This is a genomic window from Algibacter aquimarinus (genome assembly GCF_039543265.1).
GTDB classification, from domain to species: Bacteria; Bacteroidota; Bacteroidia; order Flavobacteriales; family Flavobacteriaceae; genus Algibacter_B; species Algibacter_B aquimarinus.
In genome coordinates, this window is sequence record NZ_BAABJK010000004.1 from 1,398,714 (window position 1) to 1,421,681 (window position 22,968).

Annotated in this window: 14 protein-coding genes; 5 read left to right on the forward strand and 9 right to left on the reverse strand. The window is 31.5% G+C overall.

Going from position 1 to position 22,968, the window contains the following annotated elements; genetic code table 11:
- Nucleotides 1-38: 38 nt before the first annotated feature.
- From ABD939_RS08960 to ABD939_RS08975, 4 genes are all read left to right on the forward strand, one after another.
- Complete coding sequence (locus tag ABD939_RS08960) at nt 39-1,484, forward strand: MFS transporter (RefSeq protein WP_345167234.1); 1,446 nt, start codon at nt 39-41, stop codon at nt 1,482-1,484.
- A 1-nt stretch (nt 1,485) separates the two neighbouring features.
- Complete coding sequence (locus tag ABD939_RS08965) at nt 1,486-2,370, forward strand: glycoside hydrolase family 17 protein (RefSeq protein WP_345167237.1); 885 nt, start codon at nt 1,486-1,488, stop codon at nt 2,368-2,370.
- Nucleotides 2,371-2,493: 123 nt separating this feature from the next.
- The gene (locus ABD939_RS08970; protein ID WP_345167239.1) at nt 2,494-5,793 is read left to right on the forward strand and encodes a VCBS repeat-containing protein; all 3,300 of its coding nucleotides are present in this window, start codon (nt 2,494-2,496) and stop codon (nt 5,791-5,793) included.
- Nucleotides 5,794-6,129: 336 nt separating this feature from the next.
- Nucleotides 6,130-7,638: a T9SS type A sorting domain-containing protein gene (locus tag ABD939_RS08975; RefSeq protein WP_345167241.1), complete on the forward strand. Its 1,509-nt coding sequence runs from the start codon at nt 6,130-6,132 to the stop codon at nt 7,636-7,638.
- Between the two features lie 105 nt (nt 7,639-7,743).
- Here ABD939_RS08975 and ABD939_RS08980 read toward each other — a convergent pair whose 3' ends face one another.
- The 5 genes from ABD939_RS08980 to ABD939_RS09000 all read right to left on the reverse strand — a co-directional run bounded on the left by ABD939_RS08980 (nt 7,744) and on the right by ABD939_RS09000 (nt 17,263).
- Nucleotides 7,744-8,583, reverse strand: a complete 840-nt coding sequence (locus tag ABD939_RS08980) for an alpha/beta hydrolase family protein (protein WP_345167244.1) — start codon at nt 8,581-8,583, stop codon at nt 7,744-7,746.
- Nucleotides 8,584-11,343: a PD-(D/E)XK nuclease family protein gene (locus tag ABD939_RS08985; RefSeq protein ID WP_345167247.1), complete on the reverse strand. Its 2,760-nt coding sequence runs from the start codon at nt 11,341-11,343 to the stop codon at nt 8,584-8,586. It lies immediately after the preceding gene.
- 73 nt (nt 11,344-11,416) lie between these two features.
- A complete protein-coding gene (locus ABD939_RS08990; protein WP_345167250.1) occupies nt 11,417-12,784 on the reverse strand; it encodes an OmpA family protein in 1,368 nt (455 codons plus the stop codon).
- Between the two features lie 123 nt (nt 12,785-12,907).
- Nucleotides 12,908-14,101: a glycine C-acetyltransferase gene (gene kbl / locus ABD939_RS08995; RefSeq protein ID WP_345167253.1), complete on the reverse strand. Its 1,194-nt coding sequence runs from the start codon at nt 14,099-14,101 to the stop codon at nt 12,908-12,910.
- A 21-nt stretch (nt 14,102-14,122) separates the two neighbouring features.
- Nucleotides 14,123-17,263 carry a UvrD-helicase domain-containing protein gene (locus ABD939_RS09000; protein ID WP_345167256.1) on the reverse strand — a complete coding sequence of 1,047 codons (3,141 nt, stop codon included), beginning with the start codon at nt 17,261-17,263 and terminating at the stop codon, nt 14,123-14,125.
- Nucleotides 17,264-17,388: 125 nt separating this feature from the next.
- Here ABD939_RS09000 and ABD939_RS09005 point away from each other — a divergent pair, with 125 nt between their 5' ends.
- Entirely contained in the window at nt 17,389-17,997 is a 609-nt protein-coding gene (locus ABD939_RS09005; RefSeq protein WP_345167259.1) for a superoxide dismutase, read from the forward strand.
- A 91-nt stretch (nt 17,998-18,088) separates the two neighbouring features.
- On the opposite strand, the gene ABD939_RS09010 is transcribed toward ABD939_RS09005, so the two are convergent.
- The 4 genes from ABD939_RS09010 to ABD939_RS09025 form a co-directional block, all read right to left on the reverse strand.
- A complete protein-coding gene (locus ABD939_RS09010) occupies nt 18,089-18,589 on the reverse strand; it encodes a hypothetical protein (RefSeq protein WP_345167262.1) in 501 nt (166 codons plus the stop codon).
- A gap of 635 nt (nt 18,590-19,224) precedes the next feature.
- Complete coding sequence (locus ABD939_RS09015) at nt 19,225-21,123, reverse strand: amidophosphoribosyltransferase (protein ID WP_345167264.1); 1,899 nt, start codon at nt 21,121-21,123, stop codon at nt 19,225-19,227.
- 80 nt (nt 21,124-21,203) lie between these two features.
- Entirely contained in the window at nt 21,204-22,130 is a 927-nt protein-coding gene (locus ABD939_RS09020) for a PfkB family carbohydrate kinase (protein WP_345167267.1), read from the reverse strand.
- Nucleotides 22,131-22,328: 198 nt separating this feature from the next.
- Nucleotides 22,329-22,937, reverse strand: a complete 609-nt coding sequence (locus ABD939_RS09025) for an START domain-containing protein (RefSeq protein ID WP_345167270.1) — start codon at nt 22,935-22,937, stop codon at nt 22,329-22,331.
- Between the last annotated feature and the right edge of the window lie 31 nt (nt 22,938-22,968).

The following is a 22,968-nucleotide window of genomic DNA, read 5'->3' on the forward strand; positions in this document are numbered from 1 at the left end:
TTTAACATAAGAAGCCTGAGTTAAACCAACATGAATTAATGTCAATTATAAAAACCGCATCAAGAGATAAAGTTCCTTTGGGACAAAAAGTAGCTTTTGGGTTTGGTATGTTAGCCAACCAGATGTTTCCCGCTATACTAGGGATTTTTATGGTGGTATTAGTACAAGACCTTGGGTTTTCAGGATGGATGTGGTCGCTTATATATTTTTTTCCGAGAATATTTGATGCTATTACAGACCCTATAATGGGCTATATTTCAGATAACACAAAGTCAAAATGGGGACGTAGGAGACAATATGTTTTTCTAGGTGCAATAATGATGGGAGTATCCTATATATTCATGTGGCAACTTTTTAGGGAGAATACTTTACAGTTTAATTTCTGGTATTTTTTCTTATGGTCCATCGTTTTTTATTTGGGACTTACACTTTTTAGCGTACCATATGTAGCTATGGGTTATGAGATGAGCGATGATTTTCATGAGCGTACCAATATTATGGCTGTGGCTCAATGGATTGGGCAATGGGCTTGGGTAATAGCACCATTATTTTGGATAATTATGTACGACCCAGAGTGGTTTCCTTCTGCAGATGTAGCGGTTAGGCAATTGGCAGTTTGGGTAGCTATCCCTTGTGCTATATGCGCTATGGTTCCTGCAATATTCATTAAGAGTAAATCGACAGTAAATGAGGATTATGAACCTTTGAATTGGGCAAGTGTAGGCAATAGTTTAAAAAACATATTTTTCAGTTTTATTGAAGCATTCAAAATTAAGGAGTTTAGAAAATTATGCGCTGCTACGTTTTTAGTCTTTAATGCGTTTAATACAGTTGCAGCACTTACCTTTTTTGTTATTGTTTTTAAATTGTTTAATGGAGACGCAGCTGCTAGTGGTATTTGGGTATCCTTATTTGGGTGTTTGGGCGCTTTAGGCACAACATTTATAGTTATACCTTTGGTAACTTGGATGTCTAAGGTAATGGGAAAGAAAAATGCATTTTTATTATCACAAGGTATTTCAGTTATTGGATACATTATGCTTTGGTTTTTATTTGTTCCAGGTAAACCATGGATGTACATTATAGCACTACCATTTTTTTCCTTCGGAATAGGTAGCTTATTTACTATAATGATGTCAATGACTGCAGATGTAATAGATTTAGATGAATTAAAATCAGGAAAGCGTAGAGAAGGTATATTTGGTGCTATTTACTGGTGGATGGTAAAAGTGGGTTTTGCAATTGCAGGGGGGCTAAGCGGCGTTATTATTACTATAGTTGGCTTTAATCCAGATATTGCAACAACAGGCCAACAAGCTTCTGTAGATGGGCTGCATGCTTTCTTCTGTTTTTTTCCAATGGCAGGGACACTAATTGCAATGTATATAATGCGTAATTATGACGTTACCGAAAAACGAGCTAACGAAATTAGAATAGAATTAGAAAAAAGAAGAGGCGAGAATCATAACAAAGAAGTTATATAATATGTCGTATAGAGCAGATAAAATAATGTCTTTGTCAGGAGGAAATCTTGATAATAAAACAACAAAAGGATTACAAAATTACTTTAAAAGAGTTTTGAAAATGGGTATGCATGGTATTTGTTTTAGTCCCTATGAAGAGAAACAAGAACCTGGGCAACAAATTACAGAAAAGCAAATTCGAAGAAGAATGAAAATTATAAAGCCATATACAAAATGGATTCGTTCTTTTTCATGTACGGATGGTAATGAACATATACCCAGAATTGCCAAAGAGTATGGTATTAAAACTTTAGTAGGTGCTTGGTTAGGAAATGATGCTGAAATTAATAAAAAAGAAATTTCTGGACTTATAAAATTAGCAAACGAAGGTTATGTCGATATCGCAGCTGTAGGCAACGAGGTAATGTATAGACAAGATTTAACAGAAGACGAATTGTTAGTTTTTATGTACCAAGTAAAACAAGCAATTCCAGACACACCTGTTGGTTACGTTGATGCTTATTATGAGTTTTCACATAGGCCAAAAATTACAGAAGCATGTGATGTTATTTTAGCAAATTGCTACCCATATTGGGAAGGCTGTAGTTTAGAGTATTCTTTAATATACATGAAGGATATGTATAACCAAGCTAAGAATGCAGGAAACGGTAAAAAAGTAATTATTACAGAAACAGGATGGCCATCTTTTGGACAAGGACTTCAAGGCGCTAAACCATCCCAAATAAATGCCTTAAAGTATTTTATTAATTCTCAAGTATGGTCTGAAAAGGAAAATATCGACATGTTTTACTTTTCTTCTTTTGATGAATCATGGAAAGTAGGAGCAGAAGGAGATGTAGGTGCATATTGGGGTGTTTGGGATAAAGAAGAAAAGCTTAAACTATAAAATAAAAATGATATAGATTTTTTAAATTAGCATGTAAGATGTAAATCTTTTACGTGCTAATTTAGTTTCAAACACTAACGTTTTTTTTAAAAATCAATATAAAAACTTATAATACCAATCAAAATGAAGATAAGTCCCATTTACTATATTATCACATTAGCATTAATTATATCAGTTACGGCTTGCCAAAAGCCAACACGAAATCTTTACCCTGAAAACTTAGAAGGAGGGTTTGAATTGTTACCATCTGAAGTAACAGGTGTTGATTTCTCAAATAATATTACTGAGTCTAAATCATTCAATCACTATTATTACAGTCAAATATATGTAGGTTCTGGTGTTGCTATTGGAGACATTAATAATGATGGAATGCCTGATATATTTTTTGGTGGTAATCAAGTGTCAGATAGGCTTTATTTGAATAAAGGGGATTTTAAATTTGAAGATATAACAAAAAAATCCAAAGTTGCTGTAAATTCTGGATGGACATGGGGAGTAACTATGGCTGATGTTAATGCTGATGGATATCTTGATATTTATGTTAGTCGTAATGGAAATTCATTAGATATTAAAGATAGAAGAAATCAGTTATACATAAACAACCAAGATTTAACATTTACAGAATCAGCAATAGCCTATGGGTTAGCAGACGTTGGTTTTTCTACGCAAGCTATATTTTTTGATATGGATAATGATGGTGATTTGGATATGTACCAAGTAAATCAAATACCTGATAGAAAACTATTCTTGATTAATGAAATTCCAAAAAATGTTGAAACTTACAAACATTTTGTTGATAGATTATACCGAAATGAAAATGGCAGATTTAAGGATGTATCAAAAGAATCAGGTATCTCAAGAGATTTTAGTTATGGGTTAAGTGTTAATGCTACAGATTTTAATAATGATGGCTGGATAGATTTATACATTTCTAATGATTATGCAGAGCCAGATTTCATGTATTATAATAATGGTGACGGAACATTCAGAAATGTAATAAATGAAGAATTGAAGCACATTACACAATTGAGTATGGGTTCAGATGCTGGTGATGTTAACAATGATGGTTTAATAGATTTGATTACTACAGATATGACACCAGAAGACCATTATCGATCTAAAACAAACATGGCTTCTATGAGTACTGAGGCATTTAATACTATGGTTGAAGCTGGTGCTCATCATCAATATATGGCCAATGCACTTCAAATAAACACTGGTCTAGGAAGTTTTTCTGATGTTGCAAATATTGCGGGTATTTCATATACTGATTGGAGTTGGGCCAGTCTTCTAGTTGATTTAGATAATGATAGTTGGAAAGATGTAATAATCTCAAATGGCATAAAAAAAGATGTAGATAACAATGATTACTTGTCTGTTATAAAAGGTGTAGATGCAAAAACAATTACTGCAGATGAGTTGTTTGAGATAAGTAAGAATGCGCCATCTGAACCGATTCCAAACTACGTTTTTAGAAATAAAGGAGGTTTTGAGTTTGAAAAAGTTACTAAAGACTGGAATTTTGATACACCTAGTTTTTCTAGTGGAATGGCATATGGAGATTTAGATAATGATGGCGATTTAGATATTGTAACTAACAATATGGATCAGTCTGCATTCATTTATAAAAATAAGGCTACTGGTAATTTTTTAAAAATTAAACTAGAAGGTTCAAATAATAATAAATTTGGCTATGGTGCAAAAGCACTAATTCGTTATAATGGTAAACTACAAAAAGCAGAAAATATTACAACACGTGGTTTTATTTCCTCTGTAGAACCTGGTTTATTTTTTGGTCTAGGTAAAGATACTCAAGTTGATGAAGTAGAAGTTACTTGGCCAGATGGAAAGATTAGCCTTTTTAAAAATATAGGAGCTAATAGAACAATAACTGCTCAATATTCAAAAGCAATACAAAAAGTAAATAAGGAAGTAAAGCCTAAGGCTTTACTTACAAAAATTAGTTTGAATAAAATAGGCGTTAATTATTCACATAAAGAAAATGAGTTTGACGACTTTATCGAAGAAATTTTATTGCCACATAAGCTATCTACTAATGGGCCTTTTTCCAGTATTGCTGATGTTAATGATGATGGGTTACAAGATTTTTTCATTGGTGGAGCTGCAGAACAAGCAGGTATTTTATACTTACAAAAACCTGGAGGAAATTTCGAAGAAGCTGCTCAACAGCCATGGGATGCTGATAAGTTATCTGAAGATTTAGAAGCCTTATTTTTAGATATAGATGGAGATGGAGATCAGGATTTGTATGTAACAAGTGGAGGCAATGAGTTTAAAAAAGGGAATCCTCTGTTAAATGATAGGTTATATATTAACGATGGTAATGGCTTGTTTTCAAAAAAAAATAACGGATTACCTAAAATATATGAAAGTACACAATGTGTTAAACCTTCTGATATAGATGGTGACGGAGATTTAGATTTGTTTGTGGGAACACGTCTTATTTCTGGAAAATATCCATTTCCAGCAACAAGTTATTTCTTAATAAATGAAGGAGGTCTTTTTAAGAGAGCTAAAAATGAAATTGCACCCCAACTTGAAAGCATGGGTATGGTTACTGATGCTGTTTTTACTGATATTGATAATGATAATGATGATGATATTATTATTGTTGGAGAATGGATGAACATTACTGTTCTTGAAAACAATAAAGGTGTATTTCAAGATGTTTCTGAAGAGTACGGACTTAAAAATACTAGAGGTTTGTGGTGGTCAATAACATCGAGTGATTTAGATAATGATGGAGATGATGATTATATTATAGGAAACCTAGGGAGAAATAATAAATTTAAAGCAACCAAAGAACATCCCTTTAAGGTGTATGCTAACGATTTTGATAACAATGGAACTAATGATGTGGTTTTAGCAAAGTATTATAAAGATGATTATGTTCCAGTTAGAGGTAGAGAATGTACGAGTCAACAAATGCCCTATGTAGCAGAAAAATTTAAGGATTATCATAGTTTTGCTTCGTCAAAATTATTAGATATACTTCCTGAGGAAGAAGTAAAAAACGCAGTAATATATGAAATCACAAATTTTGAGAGTATTCTTTTAATTAATGAAAATGGTAAACTAAAATTACAAAAGTTGCCTATTGAAGCTCAAGTTAGCCCAATAAAAGACGCTTTAGTAGATGATATTAATTCAGATGGCTTCAAAGATATTATTATAGTTGGTAATCATTTTGGAGTAGAAGTAGAAACTGTGAGGTATGATGCTGGTTTTGGTCTTATTATGTTAGGCGACGGAAAAAATAATTTTAAACCATTATCTGCTATAAATAGTGGTCTCCATTTGCCTAGCGATAGTCGCTCTATAAAATCTGTTAAAATAAATAATGAAGATATGTTTATAATAACTAATAATAACGCTTCTCCAGTAGTATATAAAAGGCCATAAGCTTTAATAAGTAAAAAATAGGTAAATCAGCTACTGTACAAAGCCTTATTTTGCCACTACATTACCACAACATCCTCTTTAAGGGACACTTATAGTACTTTAGATTTGATATAATTTCTGAACCGTAAACCAGTTTAAAGGTATTTATCTTCGATGTACTGTTGTTATTTTGAGATTATCTCATAAAATCACTCTAATTATTGATGTGTATGTTTTTTGTTGAGGTCTTCTGTAAGTATTTCACAAAAATTAATAGGTATATTTATGAATAGTGAAATCTAGTGCAAGCAATTAGCCCTATATTTCTCTTATACAACTAATTTAAATATACATTTTATGAAAAAAATTACTTTTTTATTTATCCTTCTGGCTGTGTCATTTGGATATTCACAAACAGATGTTCTAGAAAATTTTGATGGAACAGCGCCTACGGTTACTTGGTTTGATGACAATGGCGGAGCAACTGCAAGTATAAGTAGTACTCAAGCAAATTCTGGTGCAAACTCGGTTGAACTAATTACAGCTGCTGGTGGAGATCCTTGGCAAGGAGCAAAACTTTTGTTACAAGACAATAAGATAGACATGAGAGATGCCACAACTGGTGTTGGTACGAACAAAACAGTTACATTTAGTTTATTCTCTAACAGCCCTAGACGTTTTTTAGTAAAACTGGCTGATGGTGATTTAGGATCGACTACAGCTCAAGAGTCTAAAACTGCGATTTCTCATACAGGAAGTGGTTGGGAGTCTGTTACAGCTGATTTTACTATCGGTGCAGACTTAGGTCAACCAGGTTACAACCCTCCAAATGACCAGTTTTCCAGTATTGTTTTTTTCCCGTTGTTTAATTTAGACACCGCTGTTGATGGTTGGTGTGCTGGATGTGGTGATAACTCAGCACTAGCCACAACAACATACATAGATGATGTTACTTCATTTGCTGGAGATGCAATAGGAACTGTTCCAGAATCTTGTAGTGACGGAATAATGAATCAAGATGAGACAGGTGTAGATTGTGGAGGTGTTTGTTCGGCATGCCCTACACCACCAGCTACAGCGGCACCAACTCCTCCTGCAAGAGCTGCAGGTGATGTTTTGTCAATATATAGTGATGCTTATACTGATATAACTATTGATGATTTTGATTTTGGTTTATGTGGTGGTACTCCTGGTCTAGCCGTTAACGAAGTAATGATTTCAGGTAATTTAACACAAAACTATCTAGGTATAGGCTGCCAAGGCATAGACATTCAAAATAATAGAATTGATGCATCAACATTTACTAATCTTCACTTTGATTTTTATACAGACGAAACAAATTTAGTTGGGAAGGTTTTTAATATAAAATTAGTTGATTGGGCAGGTAATCCTACAGAAGCTAGCTCTACAGGTTTAGAGGTTAATTTTAATGATGGTACTAGTCCGGCTATAATGACAGGCACTTGGGTTTCGGTAGATGTTGACATAACCGCAATAGGAGGACTGGTTGCAGGAAATCTAACAAGAAGCGATATTGCTCAAATCCACATTACGTCTAATTTAGCTAATGCTTGGTATGATAATCTTTATTTATACAAAGGAAGTCCTTTGAGTACGGATGATTTTGCTAAAAATTCATTCAAAACATACCCTAACCCAACACAAGATAATTGGACAATTGAGACGTCTCAAGGAACGAGAATATCTTCAATTACAGTGTTTGATATATTAGGAAAAAGTGTAATGTCTATAGAACCAAAAGATGACAGAGTTGTTATTGATGGTTCTGAATTAAGAACTGGTTTATACTTTGCTAAAGTTGAAACTGCTGAAGGAACTAGCAGTATCAAATTAGTTAAGAAATAAAACTTAGACTGTTTAATAATGTATTAAACAACTCTGTTGTTAAGTCAAATAAAAAGGTTAAGCATTTTGTTTAACCTTTTTTATTTTAAGTATTAAAGTACTGTTTTATTCTATAAATGCTAAACAAGCTAAAACAACTTCTTCAAGTTTTTTAGGTAATTCATTACTATTCCATGGATGTTTTGCATTAAAAACATGGTCTGCTTCTTTAATTATTACAAGATCACTTTTAGTATTCCATTTATTAAGATTGTTAGCTTCATCTATAAAAACGCTAGTGTCATTATCTCCGTGAATTATTAAATGTGGAATCTCTAAATGTGATACGGCTCGTTTAATAGTTAATCGTTGTTCATTATTTACAAAATCCTCATAAAACTGATAGTAGTGTGGCATTTGTTGTTTCGTACGCCCATTTAAAACATACTTAACACCATCTTTTTTCCATTTTTCTAAATCACCTGTAGTTGACGTTCTTTTACCAAAGCTACTTACTCCAGCCAAAGTAATTACTTTGTTAATTCTATTGTCTTCCTCAGATTTAATAGAAACAATACCGCCTGCTCTACTGTGCCCTATCAAAACTATATTATTAAAATTAATAGTAGATTCAAAATCATTATTTTCAAAAACCCAATTAATAACTGATTCTAAATCGTCTAATTCTTTGGTGTAATTGTTATTTCCAAAAGCCTCTAAATCTGGAAAATCTATAGGTTGAGTTATAGTGCCCCCATTATGTGAAAAATTAAATTTCACAAAGCAAATGTTATTTTTTGCAAAAGTATTGGCCATTAAATTCCAAGCTCCCCAGTCTTTAAAACCTTTATATCCATGACAAAATATAATAAGCGGTTGATTTTTATTTTCAGGATTAAAACTAACATCAATTAAGATGGGCTTTTCATGTTTACCATCAATTATATAGCCTTTTTTTATAATCATTTATACTTCTTTTTCTGTAAATGGAATATTTATATTACAAATTTCAAGAATTAACGTTTTTAATTCTTTAGCGAAATCATTAAGTGTTTCTTGAGTTATATAAGAGTCTTTTTTTGCACCTTTTCCAGATTTGTCCTTCTTAGAAAATTTTAAAAATCCTTCATTTAAATTTTTAAAGGAAATTATTCCAGCTTCAACAGGAAATACGATTTTTTTTGAGAGCATCATCATATAGGCATATGTTAGCACCTGAAAGCTTTTACTATACTTAGTATAATCGCTTGTAATATCTTCCCAAAGGGTTATCTCAACTTTATTTTGCTCTACTCTACCAGTTTTGTAATCTATAATACGGGTTGATCCGTTAAATTCATCAACCCTATCTACTTTACCTGTAAGCTTTACTGGAAAATCTAGTTCAGGAATATCCATTAAAACTGTTTCGTTTGCTTCAATTGCTATTATTTTTATTTTATTTCCTGCTTTCAAAGCTTTTAGTTCTAAATCTAAAAAATTAGATACATAGCGTTTAGCAATCTCAAAAATAATTAGATTTTTACCTTTAGCCATATCCCCTTCTTTGTATTCTTTTTTAAAATGGTATAAAACTTTGGAATCAATTAGAGATTTAAATTTTTTAATATCCTCTAGAATTAAAAATTTGCCAACATGGGCTTTATATAAATCTTCCAAAGTATTATGTACTACTGTACCCAAGGTATTTGCAGCAACAGTTTCTTCAACATCATTATGTTCTTTTATTTTTAAAACTTTTTGATAATAAAAATCAATCGGATTTCTAATATAGTTGGTAAGTGATGATGGCGAAAACCCTTTTTCTGCTAGATCAATTATGCTTACTAATAAGTCATCTGTTTTTTCAATAATATTTTCTGAAGGATAAATTACAGGTACTTCAGGAGCAATTATTTGATGATTTATATTATGATTATTTTCTAATTCTAATTGTGTTATAAATCTACTTTTTTCACCGCCAGTTAAAACATCTGCTTCTGTGTTATATAATATGTATATATGCTTAGCGCGTTGTAAAAGCCGGTAAAAGTGATAAGTGTAAACCGCATCTTTTTCTTTATAAGTAGGTAGTTTGTTTTCTAATTTTACATCAAAAGGAATAAATGAATTATTACTTTTTCCTGATGGTAAAATACCTTCATTTACAGATGAAATAATTACGGTTTCGAAGTCTAAAACCCGAGATTCTAACATACCCATAACCTGTAACCCTTTAAGTGGTTCTCCTTGAAAATCTAAAGTTTCGGTACTTAATAATTCTTTATAGACACCAAACAAGGTTGAAACATCCTTAATGTGTCCATAATCTGAATTTAAACGTTTTAATGCGTTGAATAATTCATTAAATCGGTATAGATACTCTAATGATAATAAGTTAGAGTCTTTATTTTTATCAAGGTTTTTTTTAATGTAAATTATTAAGTTAGAACAATTTTTTAAAGCATCCTCAATAGATTTGTTCCAATCTGAGAATAACAAATTAATTATTTCATTCGATTTATCAGCCAGTCGTTTTAGTCGTTCAATATTCAAATAAACTAAGTTATTAGAATCTATCGTCTCAACTATTTTTGAAGCATAATCTACTCCGTTGATTATAAAAAGTGGGCGTATGAACTGATGCGATATAATATTGATAACATCTTTAAAATAGAAGGATGAAGTTGATGTTTTATGAATATGGAAAAGCGAGTCAAATAAGGACGCTAAAGGAATTGATTTTAGAGGAAACCCCATAGTTATATTTAAATCTTCTATGGATGATGGTAGTGAGTTTAGCACTGGAATAAGTAAGTTTTCGTCTCCCAAAATAACTGCTGTATTTTCAAGAGATTCTTTTTTAGTTTTAATAGTTTTTAAAAGCGAACCTATATATTTTGCTTGACCAATATTTTTTGGAATCCCAAAAATTGAGATGTTTTTTTCTTTCGAATAATTATCAGTTACCCAATTAAATTCGTTTTGGTCATAGTAATTCCAATTATTTTTATGCTGTCTAGTAAATAAGGCAGCATCATGTTTAGAGTTATTGATAAAAACGGAATCTATATCCCAATAGGTCTTAGCTAGATTATTTTCAAGCAGACTTTGTATAATAATTTCCTCGGCGGTATTAAGCGCATTAAAACCTAAAAAAACGTGTTGTTTCTTTTTATTACTTTGAATATAATAGTCTAAATTTTCTGCTGCTTTTCTATAAATCAAACCTTGATAACCGATGTTTTTATTTACAAGTGTCTTTGTAAAATGGTTATAATAGCTATGTAGTTTTTTCCAAAAGGATAAATAGTTTTTTACAAACTCTGTTTGATTTTTTTCTACTGACCAGTGATTTAATTCTTGTATATCACTTAAATAATTAAAGATACTTTCTTGAGGAATAAGATACCTGTCTATTTCATTAAAATCCTGAAGTAGTACTTGTGCCCATTTAGAAAAGACTTCAAAGGAATCTCGGTTCTCTTTTTTTGTTTGCTCAGTATATGTATCATAAAAATGAAAAAGTAACTCTTTATTAGTTACTGATTTAAGTTTAGAAAGATCTTCAACAAATTCTTCAATACTAATTATAACAGGAGAAAAAACTGTTTGTTTTATTACCTCAGGTATTTGACGTTTTAAAAATAAGCCAGCTCTTTTACTAGGAAGTATAAAGGTTAATTCTGAAAAATTAACATTGTTACTTTTTAAATCTTTTAAAACATCAAAAATGAAAGTTGTCATATTATAAAAATAAAAAACGCTTCGGTTATCCGAAGCGTTTTTAGTAAACTTATTTATTTAAAATTACGTTAGCTTATTTTGCTAAGTTAATTTCTACACGTCTGTTGTTAGCTCTACCTGCTCTAGTTTTGTTAGAATCAATTGGTTTAGATTCTCCATAACCAAGTGCAGATAATCTGAATGCATCAATACCATTATTGATTAAGTACTCTTTAACAGAGTTAGCTCTAGAATCAGATAATCTTTGGTTTAATTTCTCACTACCTACGCTATCAGTATGACCCTCTACAGTAAATTTAGCTGTTGGGTATTCTTTAAGGATACCAATGATATCACCTAAAACTTCTTCAGATTGAGCTTTTATAGTTGATTTACCAGTATCAAATAAGATAGTTTTAGCATACTCGTTAAGTGTTTTCTGAATTTCTTCCGTAACTTCTGGACATCCGTTGTTGGCAACAGTTCCTTTAACATCAGGACATTTATCATCTTTATCTAAAACACCATCACCATCAGTATCTGGCCAAGGACAACCTTTGTTTGCAGCAGGACCAGCAGTGTTAACACAAGCATCATCAGCATCAGTTACACCATCGCCATCAGCATCAGGACAACCAGCTAAAGCTTTTAAACCAGCAACTGTAGGACAGTTGTCATCTTTATCAGCAACACCGTCACCATCAGAATCAGGACAACCATTCATTTCAGCTAAACCAGCTTCATTAGGACAATCATCTTTGCTATCTTCAATACCATCACCATCAGAATCAGGACAACCATTGAATGCAGCTAAACCAGCAACATCTGGACAAGCATCATCTTTGTCATATATACCATCACCATCAGTATCTGTTCCTCCAAATTTAATAGAGATACCAGCAGTGTGTTGGAAATGTGTTTGTAAATAATCTTCGAAAGCATGTTTATATGCTGATTGTAATGTAAATCCAATATTATCACTAAACCAGATATTAAGACCTAATGTACCGTTTAAAGTTCCAGCCCCTACTTCGTCAACCCAAGTGTATCCACCACCAATGCCTAAGTAAGGATCAATAGTTTTTCCTGGTAAGAAGTTATATTTAACGGTACCATCTATACCATAGTAAGATAAGTCACCAACTGAGATCGCATCTCCATTTGCATCTTCTCCCCAATTTTCAATTTTGTTCAACGAACCAGCTAAACCGAAAGAAAACCCGTCTCCAACGTATTTAGAAACTGAAATAGTTGATAAAGAAGGCAGTACATTCCAATTGTCAACATCAACAAATTTACTAAAAATGGTTTCGCTAAAAGGAGCACCATCTCCAGAAGGATAGGCATCAACTGCGTTAATACCAAGTGTAATTTGCCATGGGTTGTTTTCGTCTTGTGCATTTACGTTGCTATAACCAAGTACAAGCAACATAGCGAACAATAATCTGCTAAGATTTTTCATATTCAAAAGTTTAATTTTTAAGTGTTAATTGTAAACAAAAGTAAGTTGTTAAAATTTATTAACAAAGACAAATATATAAAAAAAATGAAGATACATGCGTTTCATCGGTTGTTCAGAACGATTTTAGATAATATTTAGGCTTTTACCTACCCTAATAAAGGCTGCAATTGCTTTATCTAAATGTTTTTTTGTGTGAGCAGCAGATAGTTGCACTCGTATTCTAGCTTTTTCTTTGGGTACCACTGGGAAAAAGAAACCAATAACATATATGCCTTCTTTTAGTAGCATGTTTGCCATGGTCTGAGAAAGTTTTGCATCATACAGCATAACAGGAACAATTGCAGAATCGCCATCAACAATATCAAAACCTGCAGTTTTCATACCTTTTTTAAAATAATTTGTATTCCATTCTAAAGTATCACGAAGTTCTGTATTATTTGAAAGCATTTCAAAGACTTTAATGGATGCACCAACAATGGATGGCGCTAACGAGTTTGAAAATAAATAAGGTCTAGAACGTTGACGGAGTATTTCTATAATCTCTTTTTTACCAGTAGTGTAACCACCCATAGCGCCGCCTAAGGCTTTGCCAAGTGTACCAGTTATTATATCAATTCTATTTAAAACGTTTTTTTCTTCAAGTGTACCACGACCAGTTTTTCCAATAAATCCAGCGGCATGACATTCATCAATCATTACCAAAGCATCATATTTATCTGCTAAATCACAAATTTCATCAAGAGGGGCAACTAAGCCATCCATAGAAAATACACCATCAGTAACAATAATTTTAAATCTTGCACCATTGGCGTTGGCTTCTATAAGTTGCTTTTCTAAGTCTGCCATATCATTGTTTTGATAACGATATCTTGCAGCTTTACATAAACGAACACCATCTATAATTGAGGCATGATTCAATGAATCTGAAATTATAGCATCTTCTTTTCCCAACAAAGGTTCAAAAACACCACCGTTAGCGTCAAAAGCAGCAGCATATAGTATGGTGTCTTCTGTTTGGTAGAAATCTGCGATTTTTTCTTCAAGGGTTTTGTGAATATCTTGGGTGCCACAAATAAATCGAACAGAGCTCATGCCAAAACCATGCGTGTCCATGATATCTTTTGCTGCTTGTACAACTTCTGGATGAGATGATAGCCCCAGATAGTTATTTGCGCAAAAATTCAAAACAGTTTCTCCTGTATTTAAAGTGATTTCTGCACCTTGAGCAGAAGTAATAATACGTTCCTCTTTATAAAGTCCATTGTTTTTTATGTCTTGAAGCTCTTCTTGAAGATGATTTTTCAGTTTTCCGTACATTTTATTGCGTTTTGTGCAAATTTAAATATCTTTTACTAAAATATCATCATTTATATAGATAAGTAGTTTCTTTTTCACAGGAATATTCATGTCCTCTAAAACATCTTGATAAAGTTGTAATTGTTGTTTATGCTCTTTGTCTTCCAATCCGGTTTTGTAATCAATAATTACTGCTTCTTTTTGGGAGCTTATATTTACTCTATCAGGCCTTAAAAACACACCGTTTTTACTAATAATATCGTGTTCATTATAAATGGTATCATTTGAATTGTAATAACCTTCAAGTTTTGAATGGTTTACAATTTGAAGTATAATTGATTTTAATTCAGTAGCTTGTTCTTGTGTGATTATAGAATTTCTAATAAAGTTTTCAATAACACCATCTACGTCAGATTTTGTATAAATTTCAGACATAATATTATGTATTAGATTTCCCTTTTCTATAGCGTCTTTTTGATTTGTATCCCAAAGAAATCCAGATTTTGTAACGACCTTGATATTATGTTCTTCTTTTGAAGTTGAAATAAATTGATGTTGAGTAACGGTTTCTTTTAATGGTATTTTAGATTGTATTGTTCTTTTTGAACTACCAAAACTGTACTTTAATTCTGTATTATTCCAAAGGCCTAAGTACTGTAAATAACTAATTAATAAACCAGAATATTTTTTGGAATTTACTTCCCCTTTTGCAGAAACATCTTTTTTAGAAAGAATATACAATTGTTCGACTGCACGTGTTAACGCCACATACAATAAGTTAATACTATCTAATTCTAACTCAGATTGGTGTTTGTTAAAAATGTTCAAACCTTCATCTCCAAAATATTCAAAATCTTTATTGTAGTTTAAAAGGGTATGGGAAAAGTTATTATATTTTTCAGAGTTTAATTCAAACCATTCTTTAGGCTCTATGTCTTCGTAAATATTTAAATCGGCATAAGGGAATATAACCACTGGAAACTCTAAGCCTTTAGATTTATGAATGGTCATGATTTGAATAGCATTTTGACCTTTAGGAGAAACAATACTCAAGCTTTCTTTTTTCTTTTCAAAGTATTCTAAAAAACCAGAAATATCTGAGCCCTTTTTTTGTGAAAAATCTAAAGCAATATCTAAATAGAATTGAATATAAGCGTTTGAATTTTCAACCAAATTGAAGCTTCTTACAATAGTTTCAGCTAAATCGTAAAGTGGAAGTTGGAGTAAATTTTCGCTTTTTATATAAATATTATAAGCTTCAAAACTTTTAAATAAATCGGGTAAGGATAAATCTAAATGTGCGCTAAAAAAAGCATGTTTATTATCAATTTTAAAAAGGGTGGTTAAAAAATTTAACACCAAAATTTTTATTTCGCTATTTTTTGGCTGTATTAAAAGCGCCAAAACATTATTTATAAATGCAACTTCTGAAGCATTATAAATTAATAAAGTCTCAGAAGATATAATAGGTATTCTGTGTTGACTTAAGTAGTTTGCAACCGCAATACCCTCTTTTTTCTTGCGCACTAAAACACATATATCCTCTAAGTGGTAACCTTTCTCTAAACAAATATTAATTGTGGTTAAAACCTGTTCTGAAAACAGCTCATCTCTATCATCATCTTTTTCTACATCTAAAAAAGACAATTCTACGTAACCCGAGTCGTTTTTTGTAATATTTTGAGTAGAGTTTTCATAAAGTGTTTTATAGTCTTCTTTATCAAAAACTTGATTTGCCAAAAATTTAAAAAAGCCATTATTAAAGTTTACAATTTCTTTAAAACTCCTATAATTTGATGGAAGGTTTTTAATATGCTGTAATATAAAAGGGAAAGGTTGATTTGTTTTGTTGAAGAGGTTTATAAATTGTTCTGCCTTTCCACCACGCCAACGATAAATGGCTTGTTTAGCGTCGCCAACTAACATGGCGCTTCCTGTTTCGGTTGAGAGCGAATTGCCTAGTAATGGAATTAAATTTCCCCATTGCATAACAGAGGTGTCTTGAAATTCATCAATAAAATAATGATTAAATTTTTCTCCAATACGCTCGTAAATAAAAGGTGTTGGTTGCGCAGCAATTTCTTTACTAATAATGGAATTAAACTCTGAAATTAGCATTTTATTTTGCTCTTCTTTTAAAGTGTTTAATTCTTTATTAATGGCGTTTAAAACCGAAAGTGGTGTTACATTATTATAAAAAGCGTTTAAAAATTTAAGATGAAAAACAAATTGCTTTGTGTTTTTAAATGCTTTAATTAATTGTGGTTGAATTTGATTAATTATTGAAGCCACATCATTGGAAACTTTTTTTGGGTAAAGCGAATTATTTTCTAATAAATCAGCTTGCCAAATCAAATCGAATTTAATATCAAACTTTTTATTTGCAAGATTTTGAAAGTGTTTTGGCAACGAACTTCTTGAAAAATCGTTGAATTCTAAACCGGCTTCTTCAATTAATGTTAAAATACTCTGCGCTTCTTCTATAATTTGTTTTTCAAATGAAATAATCTCGCTTTTCAAATGGTTTTTAAGTACTTTAAAATCGTCTAATGTTTTATCTTTTAATTTTTCAATAAAAGGAATGTCATTTTCTTTAACTAATAATTTTGCAATCTTATTAAAGTCAAAAGCAACGTCCCAACTTTTATCATCATCTGCCTTTTCAATAGCAAAATCTACTAAAACTTTTGTAAGTTCTTTATCAGTTCCCGCTTTATTAATTAAACTATCTACTGCTTCATTTAAAAGAGAATCTTGGTCAAGTTCTACCTCAAAATTTAAAGGCAATTTTAAATCGTGAGCAAATGTTCGTATTAATTTGTGTGTAAAACCATCAATAGTTGAAATATCAAAAGCAGCATAATTATGCACAATGGTGTTTAATAAATTTTTAGCTTTTTTATGTAGTGTTTCTGGTTCAATATCAAGGTCATTACAAATAGCCTTAAACATACTGCTTGGGTTTTCTATAGCAGCAGGTTCAGAAAACTCTTTTAGTGTATCAATAATTCTATCTTTCATTTCAGCAACCGCTTTATTTGTAAAGGTTATGGCTAAAATGTTTTTAAAAAGGTATTGATTATTAGATTTAAATAGAATTTTCAAATATTCTTTTACAAGCGTAAAGGTTTTTCCGCTTCCTGCAGAGGCATCGTAAATTGTAAAAGCATGAGTTTTCTGCATTGGTAAAATTTGCATACAAGATAAAAACTATCAATGGTTTCATAACAATTTATTATTTTTTATTGCCCTGTTTTATGCGTAAATTTGAAAGAAATTAAATATTAATAAATTAAAACAAAATAATTATGGCTTTCGAATTACCGAAATTAGGATACGCTTATGACGCCTTAGAACCTCATATAGATGCTCGCACAATGGAAATACACCATTCTAAGCATCATGCCGGATACACAAGTAAATTAAATGCTGCTATTGAAGGTACAGATTTAGATGGAAAATCTATTGAAGATATTTTAACAGGTTTAGACATGAATAATGGTGCTGTTAGAAACAATGGTGGTGGATTTTTTAATCATTCATTGTTTTGGGATGTTATGAATCCTGAGGATAAAGGATATTTATCTGGAGAATTAAAAGATGCTATTGAAGCAGCATACGGATCTAAAGATGAATTTATTACAGCCTTTAGTAATGCTGCAGCTACACGTTTTGGTTCTGGTTGGGCATGGTTATGTGTTCATAAAGGAGGAAAGGTAGAAATTTGCTCAACACCAAATCAAGATAACCCATTAATGCCAGGAGTTAGTTGTGGAGGAACACCAATTTTAGGATTAGATGTTTGGGAGCACGCTTATTACTTAAACTACCAAAACCGTCGTCCAGATTATATTAAAGCATTCTTTAGTGTAGTTAACTGGAATGAAGTTGAAAGACGTTACGCAGAAGCAAAGTAATTACTTTAAAGTAATACTAAATATTAAATCGTCTAGAATTTTATTCTAGACGATTTTTTTATTTGTTATATATGCATGTTAGCTACAGTTTCTATTTATTAAGAAAATCAAAGTCTACATAAATTTTGTCACTATCATTTTGATCAAAGTAAATTTTTGTTTCTTTTTTAATAGCAAAATGAATTTTAATGTTGTCTAGTCCTTTGTTCGTTTTAAATAAATATTTTAACTTTTGTCCGCCAAAAGGGAATTCAACTTTTACGTCATTCATATTTTTATTTTTATAAGAGTTTTTTTGATTTAATTGTCCAACTTTTGATTCATAAAAGTCAGGACTTTTTGAGTTGAAAGAGATTATTTTTACATCGTCGAGATTTAAGTGCGATTTTCTTGAATTATTTATGAATACATTATATTCTTTTTCCATAAAGATTTTTTGTCTTTTTTGATATCTATTTGAGGAGTAAAAAAAGTAAATAATATAAGGCAATAAAATTCCAACTCCGATTAAAGCCATTGGTAAATAAGAGTCAGATACTCTTTGGTATTTACCTCTATATCCTAATCCAACGAATAAAAGGACTATTCCCATGAAGAGAAGTCCTAAAAGAAAATTACTAAAAATTTTATTTAATATTGACCTTATTTTATCCATTCACTGCTAAAATTGTAGCTAACTCTTTATATAATAACTTCTTATTACTCATATCCCATAAATAAGTCAGGATAAAGTAAGTTTTTTTGTTAGTGTTATTCTGTAAAGATAATTTTTTAAGAGAAGAAATAATACAAAAAAAAATTCCCATTTCCATGAGAATTTATAAAATGAAAAAGGTGAACGAGAGTTCACCTTTTTGCCCCAAATCTACCATAAACTTAACCTACTTATGTTATGGTTCTCCAAATATATGTTGGTAGTATAGATTGTTAAAATTTTTTAGTTAAACGACTTATATATTGGCTTAAAGGATGTTGCGCAAAATAAACAAGACAAAAGGAAACTCTGATAAGTTTTTGTAAAAAGCGAAATGATATTGCATAAAAAAAGGCGAACAGATGTTCACCTTTTTTTGCCCCAAATCTACCATGAACTTAACCTACTTATGTTATGGTGAGACCAATTTATATTGATTTTGTCTAACGGTGTCATTTTTTAGATAAACGGCACTTTTATCAGATTAACTGTATTTTGTAAACTTTCAGTTTCAGATATCAAGAAAATCGGAATTAATAAGCACGTTCATTATTACCTTCATAAAAATTTATAAAAGCACGATTTACAACTCGGTTTCCTCCAACAGTTGGATAGTTTCCTGTAAAATACCAATCGCCTAAATGTTCTGGGCAAGCCTTGTGTAAATTTTCTACAGGCTGAAAAATAATTTTCACTTCAGCTTTTACAGATTCGTCACTTAATAATTCTGAAATCTTATCAGATATCTGCTCATCTGTAAACGGATCGTAAATTTCTTTTACAAAATTCTGAACCTGCTTATCAGCTAAATCGGTTTGCTCGATACATTTGTTGTAAACGGTTTTAACAATGTCGTATTTACCAGCTTCTTTTAATAATTCAAGAGCAGCCCTAAAAGCTACTAAAGTTTCAAGATTTGCCATATCAATGCCATAGCAATCTGGATAACGGATTTGAGGCGCCGAAGAGACTACCACAATTTTTTTAGGATTTAAACGATCAAGCATTTTTAAGATACTCTTTTTTAGAGTAGTACCTCTTACAATACTGTCGTCAATAATAACAAGGTTGTCATTTGGTTTAATAACACCATAGGTAATATCGTAAACATGGGCTACTAAATCATCTCGACTACTATCTTCAGTAATAAATGTTCTAAGTTTTACATCTTTTATGGCTATTTTTTCAACACGTGCGCGTTCAGATAAAATTTCTGTTACTTTCGCTGCTGATAAAGAGCGCTGACCATTTAAAATAGCTTTGGTTTTAGTTTTATTAATAAAAGCCTCAGCAGTTTCAATCATTCCAAAAAACGATGTTTCAGCAGTGTTTGGAATATATGAGAACACTGTGTTTTTAGTATCATTATTAATAGCTTCAAGAACTTTAGGCATTAATAACTTACCTAACATTTTACGTTCTTGATATATTTCTGCATCACTTCCTCTGGAAAAATATATACGCTCAAAAGAACATGATTTTCTTTCTAATGGATCCAATATTTTTTTAATGCCTACATGTCCAGATTTTTTAGTAATTATAGCATGCCCTGGTTCTAACTCTTTAACATCATCAAAATCTACATTAAAAACGGTTTGAATTACAGGACGTTCTGATGCCACAACAACAATTTCATCATCTTGATAATAATAGGCTGGACGAATACCTGCAGGGTCTCTTAATACAAATGAGTCGCCATGCCCAATAAGCCCTGCCATGGCATAACCGCCATCCCAGTTTTTTGCCGCACGTTTTAATATTTTACTCACTTTTAAACGCTCTGCAATTAGTGGAGATGCTTGTTGTTTGTTGTAACCTTCTTTTTTTAAATCTTTATAAATTTTGCTTACCGCATCGTCTAAGAAATGACCAATTTTTTCCATAATGGTAATGGTATCGGTATATTCTTTTGGGTGCTGTCCTAAATCAATAAGGTTGCTAAAAAGCTCTTTAACATTAGTCATGTTAAAGTTTCCTGCCATAATCAAGTTTCTGTGCATCCAATTGTTTTGTCTTAAAAAAGGATGTACACTTTCTACGCTATTTTTCCCAAAAGTGCCATAACGTACATGACCTAATAGAACTTCGCCAATATATGGGATATTCTTTTTTTGTGCTGTTACGTCTTCTTTGTATTCTGGATGAGCCTCAAATTCTTTGTTTATTCGGTCATTAATTTGTCCGAAAATATCTTGTATGGGTTGTTGAGCTACAGAACGCACTCTACTTATATAGCGTTGCCCGGGTTTTGTATCTAATTTAATACTTGCAAAACCAGCACCATCTTGACCACGGTTGTGCTGTTTCTCCATCATTAAATACATTTTATTTACACCATAAAAAGCGCTTCCGTATTTTTCTTTGTAAAACTCAAGCGGTTTTAAAAGCCTAATCATTGCTATTCCACATTCGTGTTTTAAGGCATCACTCATATTTGTAAATGTTTTCGCTTTCGCGGAATAATAGATTTTGTTTTAAATTAAAAACGCACTCTATTTTAGAGCGCGTTAGTTTATGTTAATTCTATATCAAATTGCGTTAGCTGCTTAAACTGCAGTAAGCGCTGATGTACTTCTGTACTCGATAAATTTTGCATACGTTCGGTACCAAATTTCTCTACACAAAATGAGGCTAAAGTAGATCCATAAATTACGGCATTCTTCATGTTTTCAAAAGAGGTGTCTCCTGTTTTTGCAATGTATCCGGCAAATCCTCCTGCAAATGTATCTCCTGCACCGGTTGGGTCAAAAACTTCCTCTAATGGTAATGCTGGTGCATAAAATACATGGTCGTTATGAAACAGTAAAGCACCGTGTTCTCCTTTTTTAATCACTACATATTTCGGACCCATTTCATGAATTTTTCGAGCTGCAACTACCAATGAATACTCTCCTGTTAGTTGTCTAGCTTCCTCATCATTTATAGTAATAACGTCTATGCGTTTAATAACATTTAGTAAATCATCTAAAGCACAATCCATCCAAAAATTCATGGTGTCTAAAATCGCTAATTTTGGTTTGGTTGTCATTTGGTCTAACACGCTAGATTGCACTATTGGGTGCAAATTTCCTAACATAACCACTTCAGCATCTTTGTAATTTTCTGGAACTACAGGGTTAAAATCAGCAAGGGTATTTAATTCTGTCACTAAAGTATCACGAGTATTCATATCGTTATGATAGCGGCCACTCCAGAAGAATGTCTTTCCATCTTTTACAATTTCTACTCCAGAAACATCAATGTTTTTATTTTCTAATAAATCTAAATAATCTTGAGGAAAATCGCCACCAACAACTGAAACTGCAGCAGCATCAATATTAAAATGTGAAGCAGCAAGACCAATAAAAGTAGCTGCGCCACCAAGGATTTTATCGGTTTTACCGAAAGGCGTTTCAATAGCATCAAAAGCTACTGTGCCAACAATTACTAATTTACTCATGAATGAGATGTGAAATTAAGGTGCAAATATAAGTCTTTTTATAGATTACTTCGACTATATTTTTTCAACATAAAAGCGGTTTTTAAACTTTTTTTGAAATATTTGTGACTTATTAAAGAATGATGTGTCTTAAACCTGAATGCTATTATCAATTTGAAAATAGAGGGATGTAATTTATTATGTTCCTCTTTTTTCTTTTTAAGAAGATTTATTCTTCAATTCTTGTAATACACTAAAGGTTTTATAAGGGCCTTTTACTAAAAGCTTATTAACAATAAAAGGTGGTAAGGTTCCTTCTGGGTTTAAGTAAAGTTGCTGTGTAACCATAGTTTTATTGTTTTCTTCTTCTAAAAGCCAATATCCCATTAAGTTTTTAATTCTAATAGTCTTGTTTTTTTCTGGAATTTCGTTTGGGGCACTTTCTAAATAGAGTTTTATTTTTTTGTCTGATAACTTCTCAACAGTTAGTAATGTTATAATATCTCTATCTTTTATAGGCCATGGAAATGTTTTGTGTACATAAAATAAATGTTGATTAGGGTTTATAGATTTTACCAAATAACTGATCTCAGAAGGACAATTCTCGTAATATTTAGGAGCTTCTAAAAGTTCTTTTAAAACTTCATCTATTGAAGTTTCTACGGTTGTTACAGCTTTGTATTCATCAAAAGGGATGTCTGCTAAAGGTCTGGTGTAAATTTTAATGGCTTTTGCATCTTTTTTTAACACCCACGGGTTTTGAGAAAAGCTATTGAAGCTGCTCAAGAAAATTAAAATTAAACCAAATACTATTCTATTAACCATCATAAATATATTTTTATGTTGGTTTTAGTTGTTT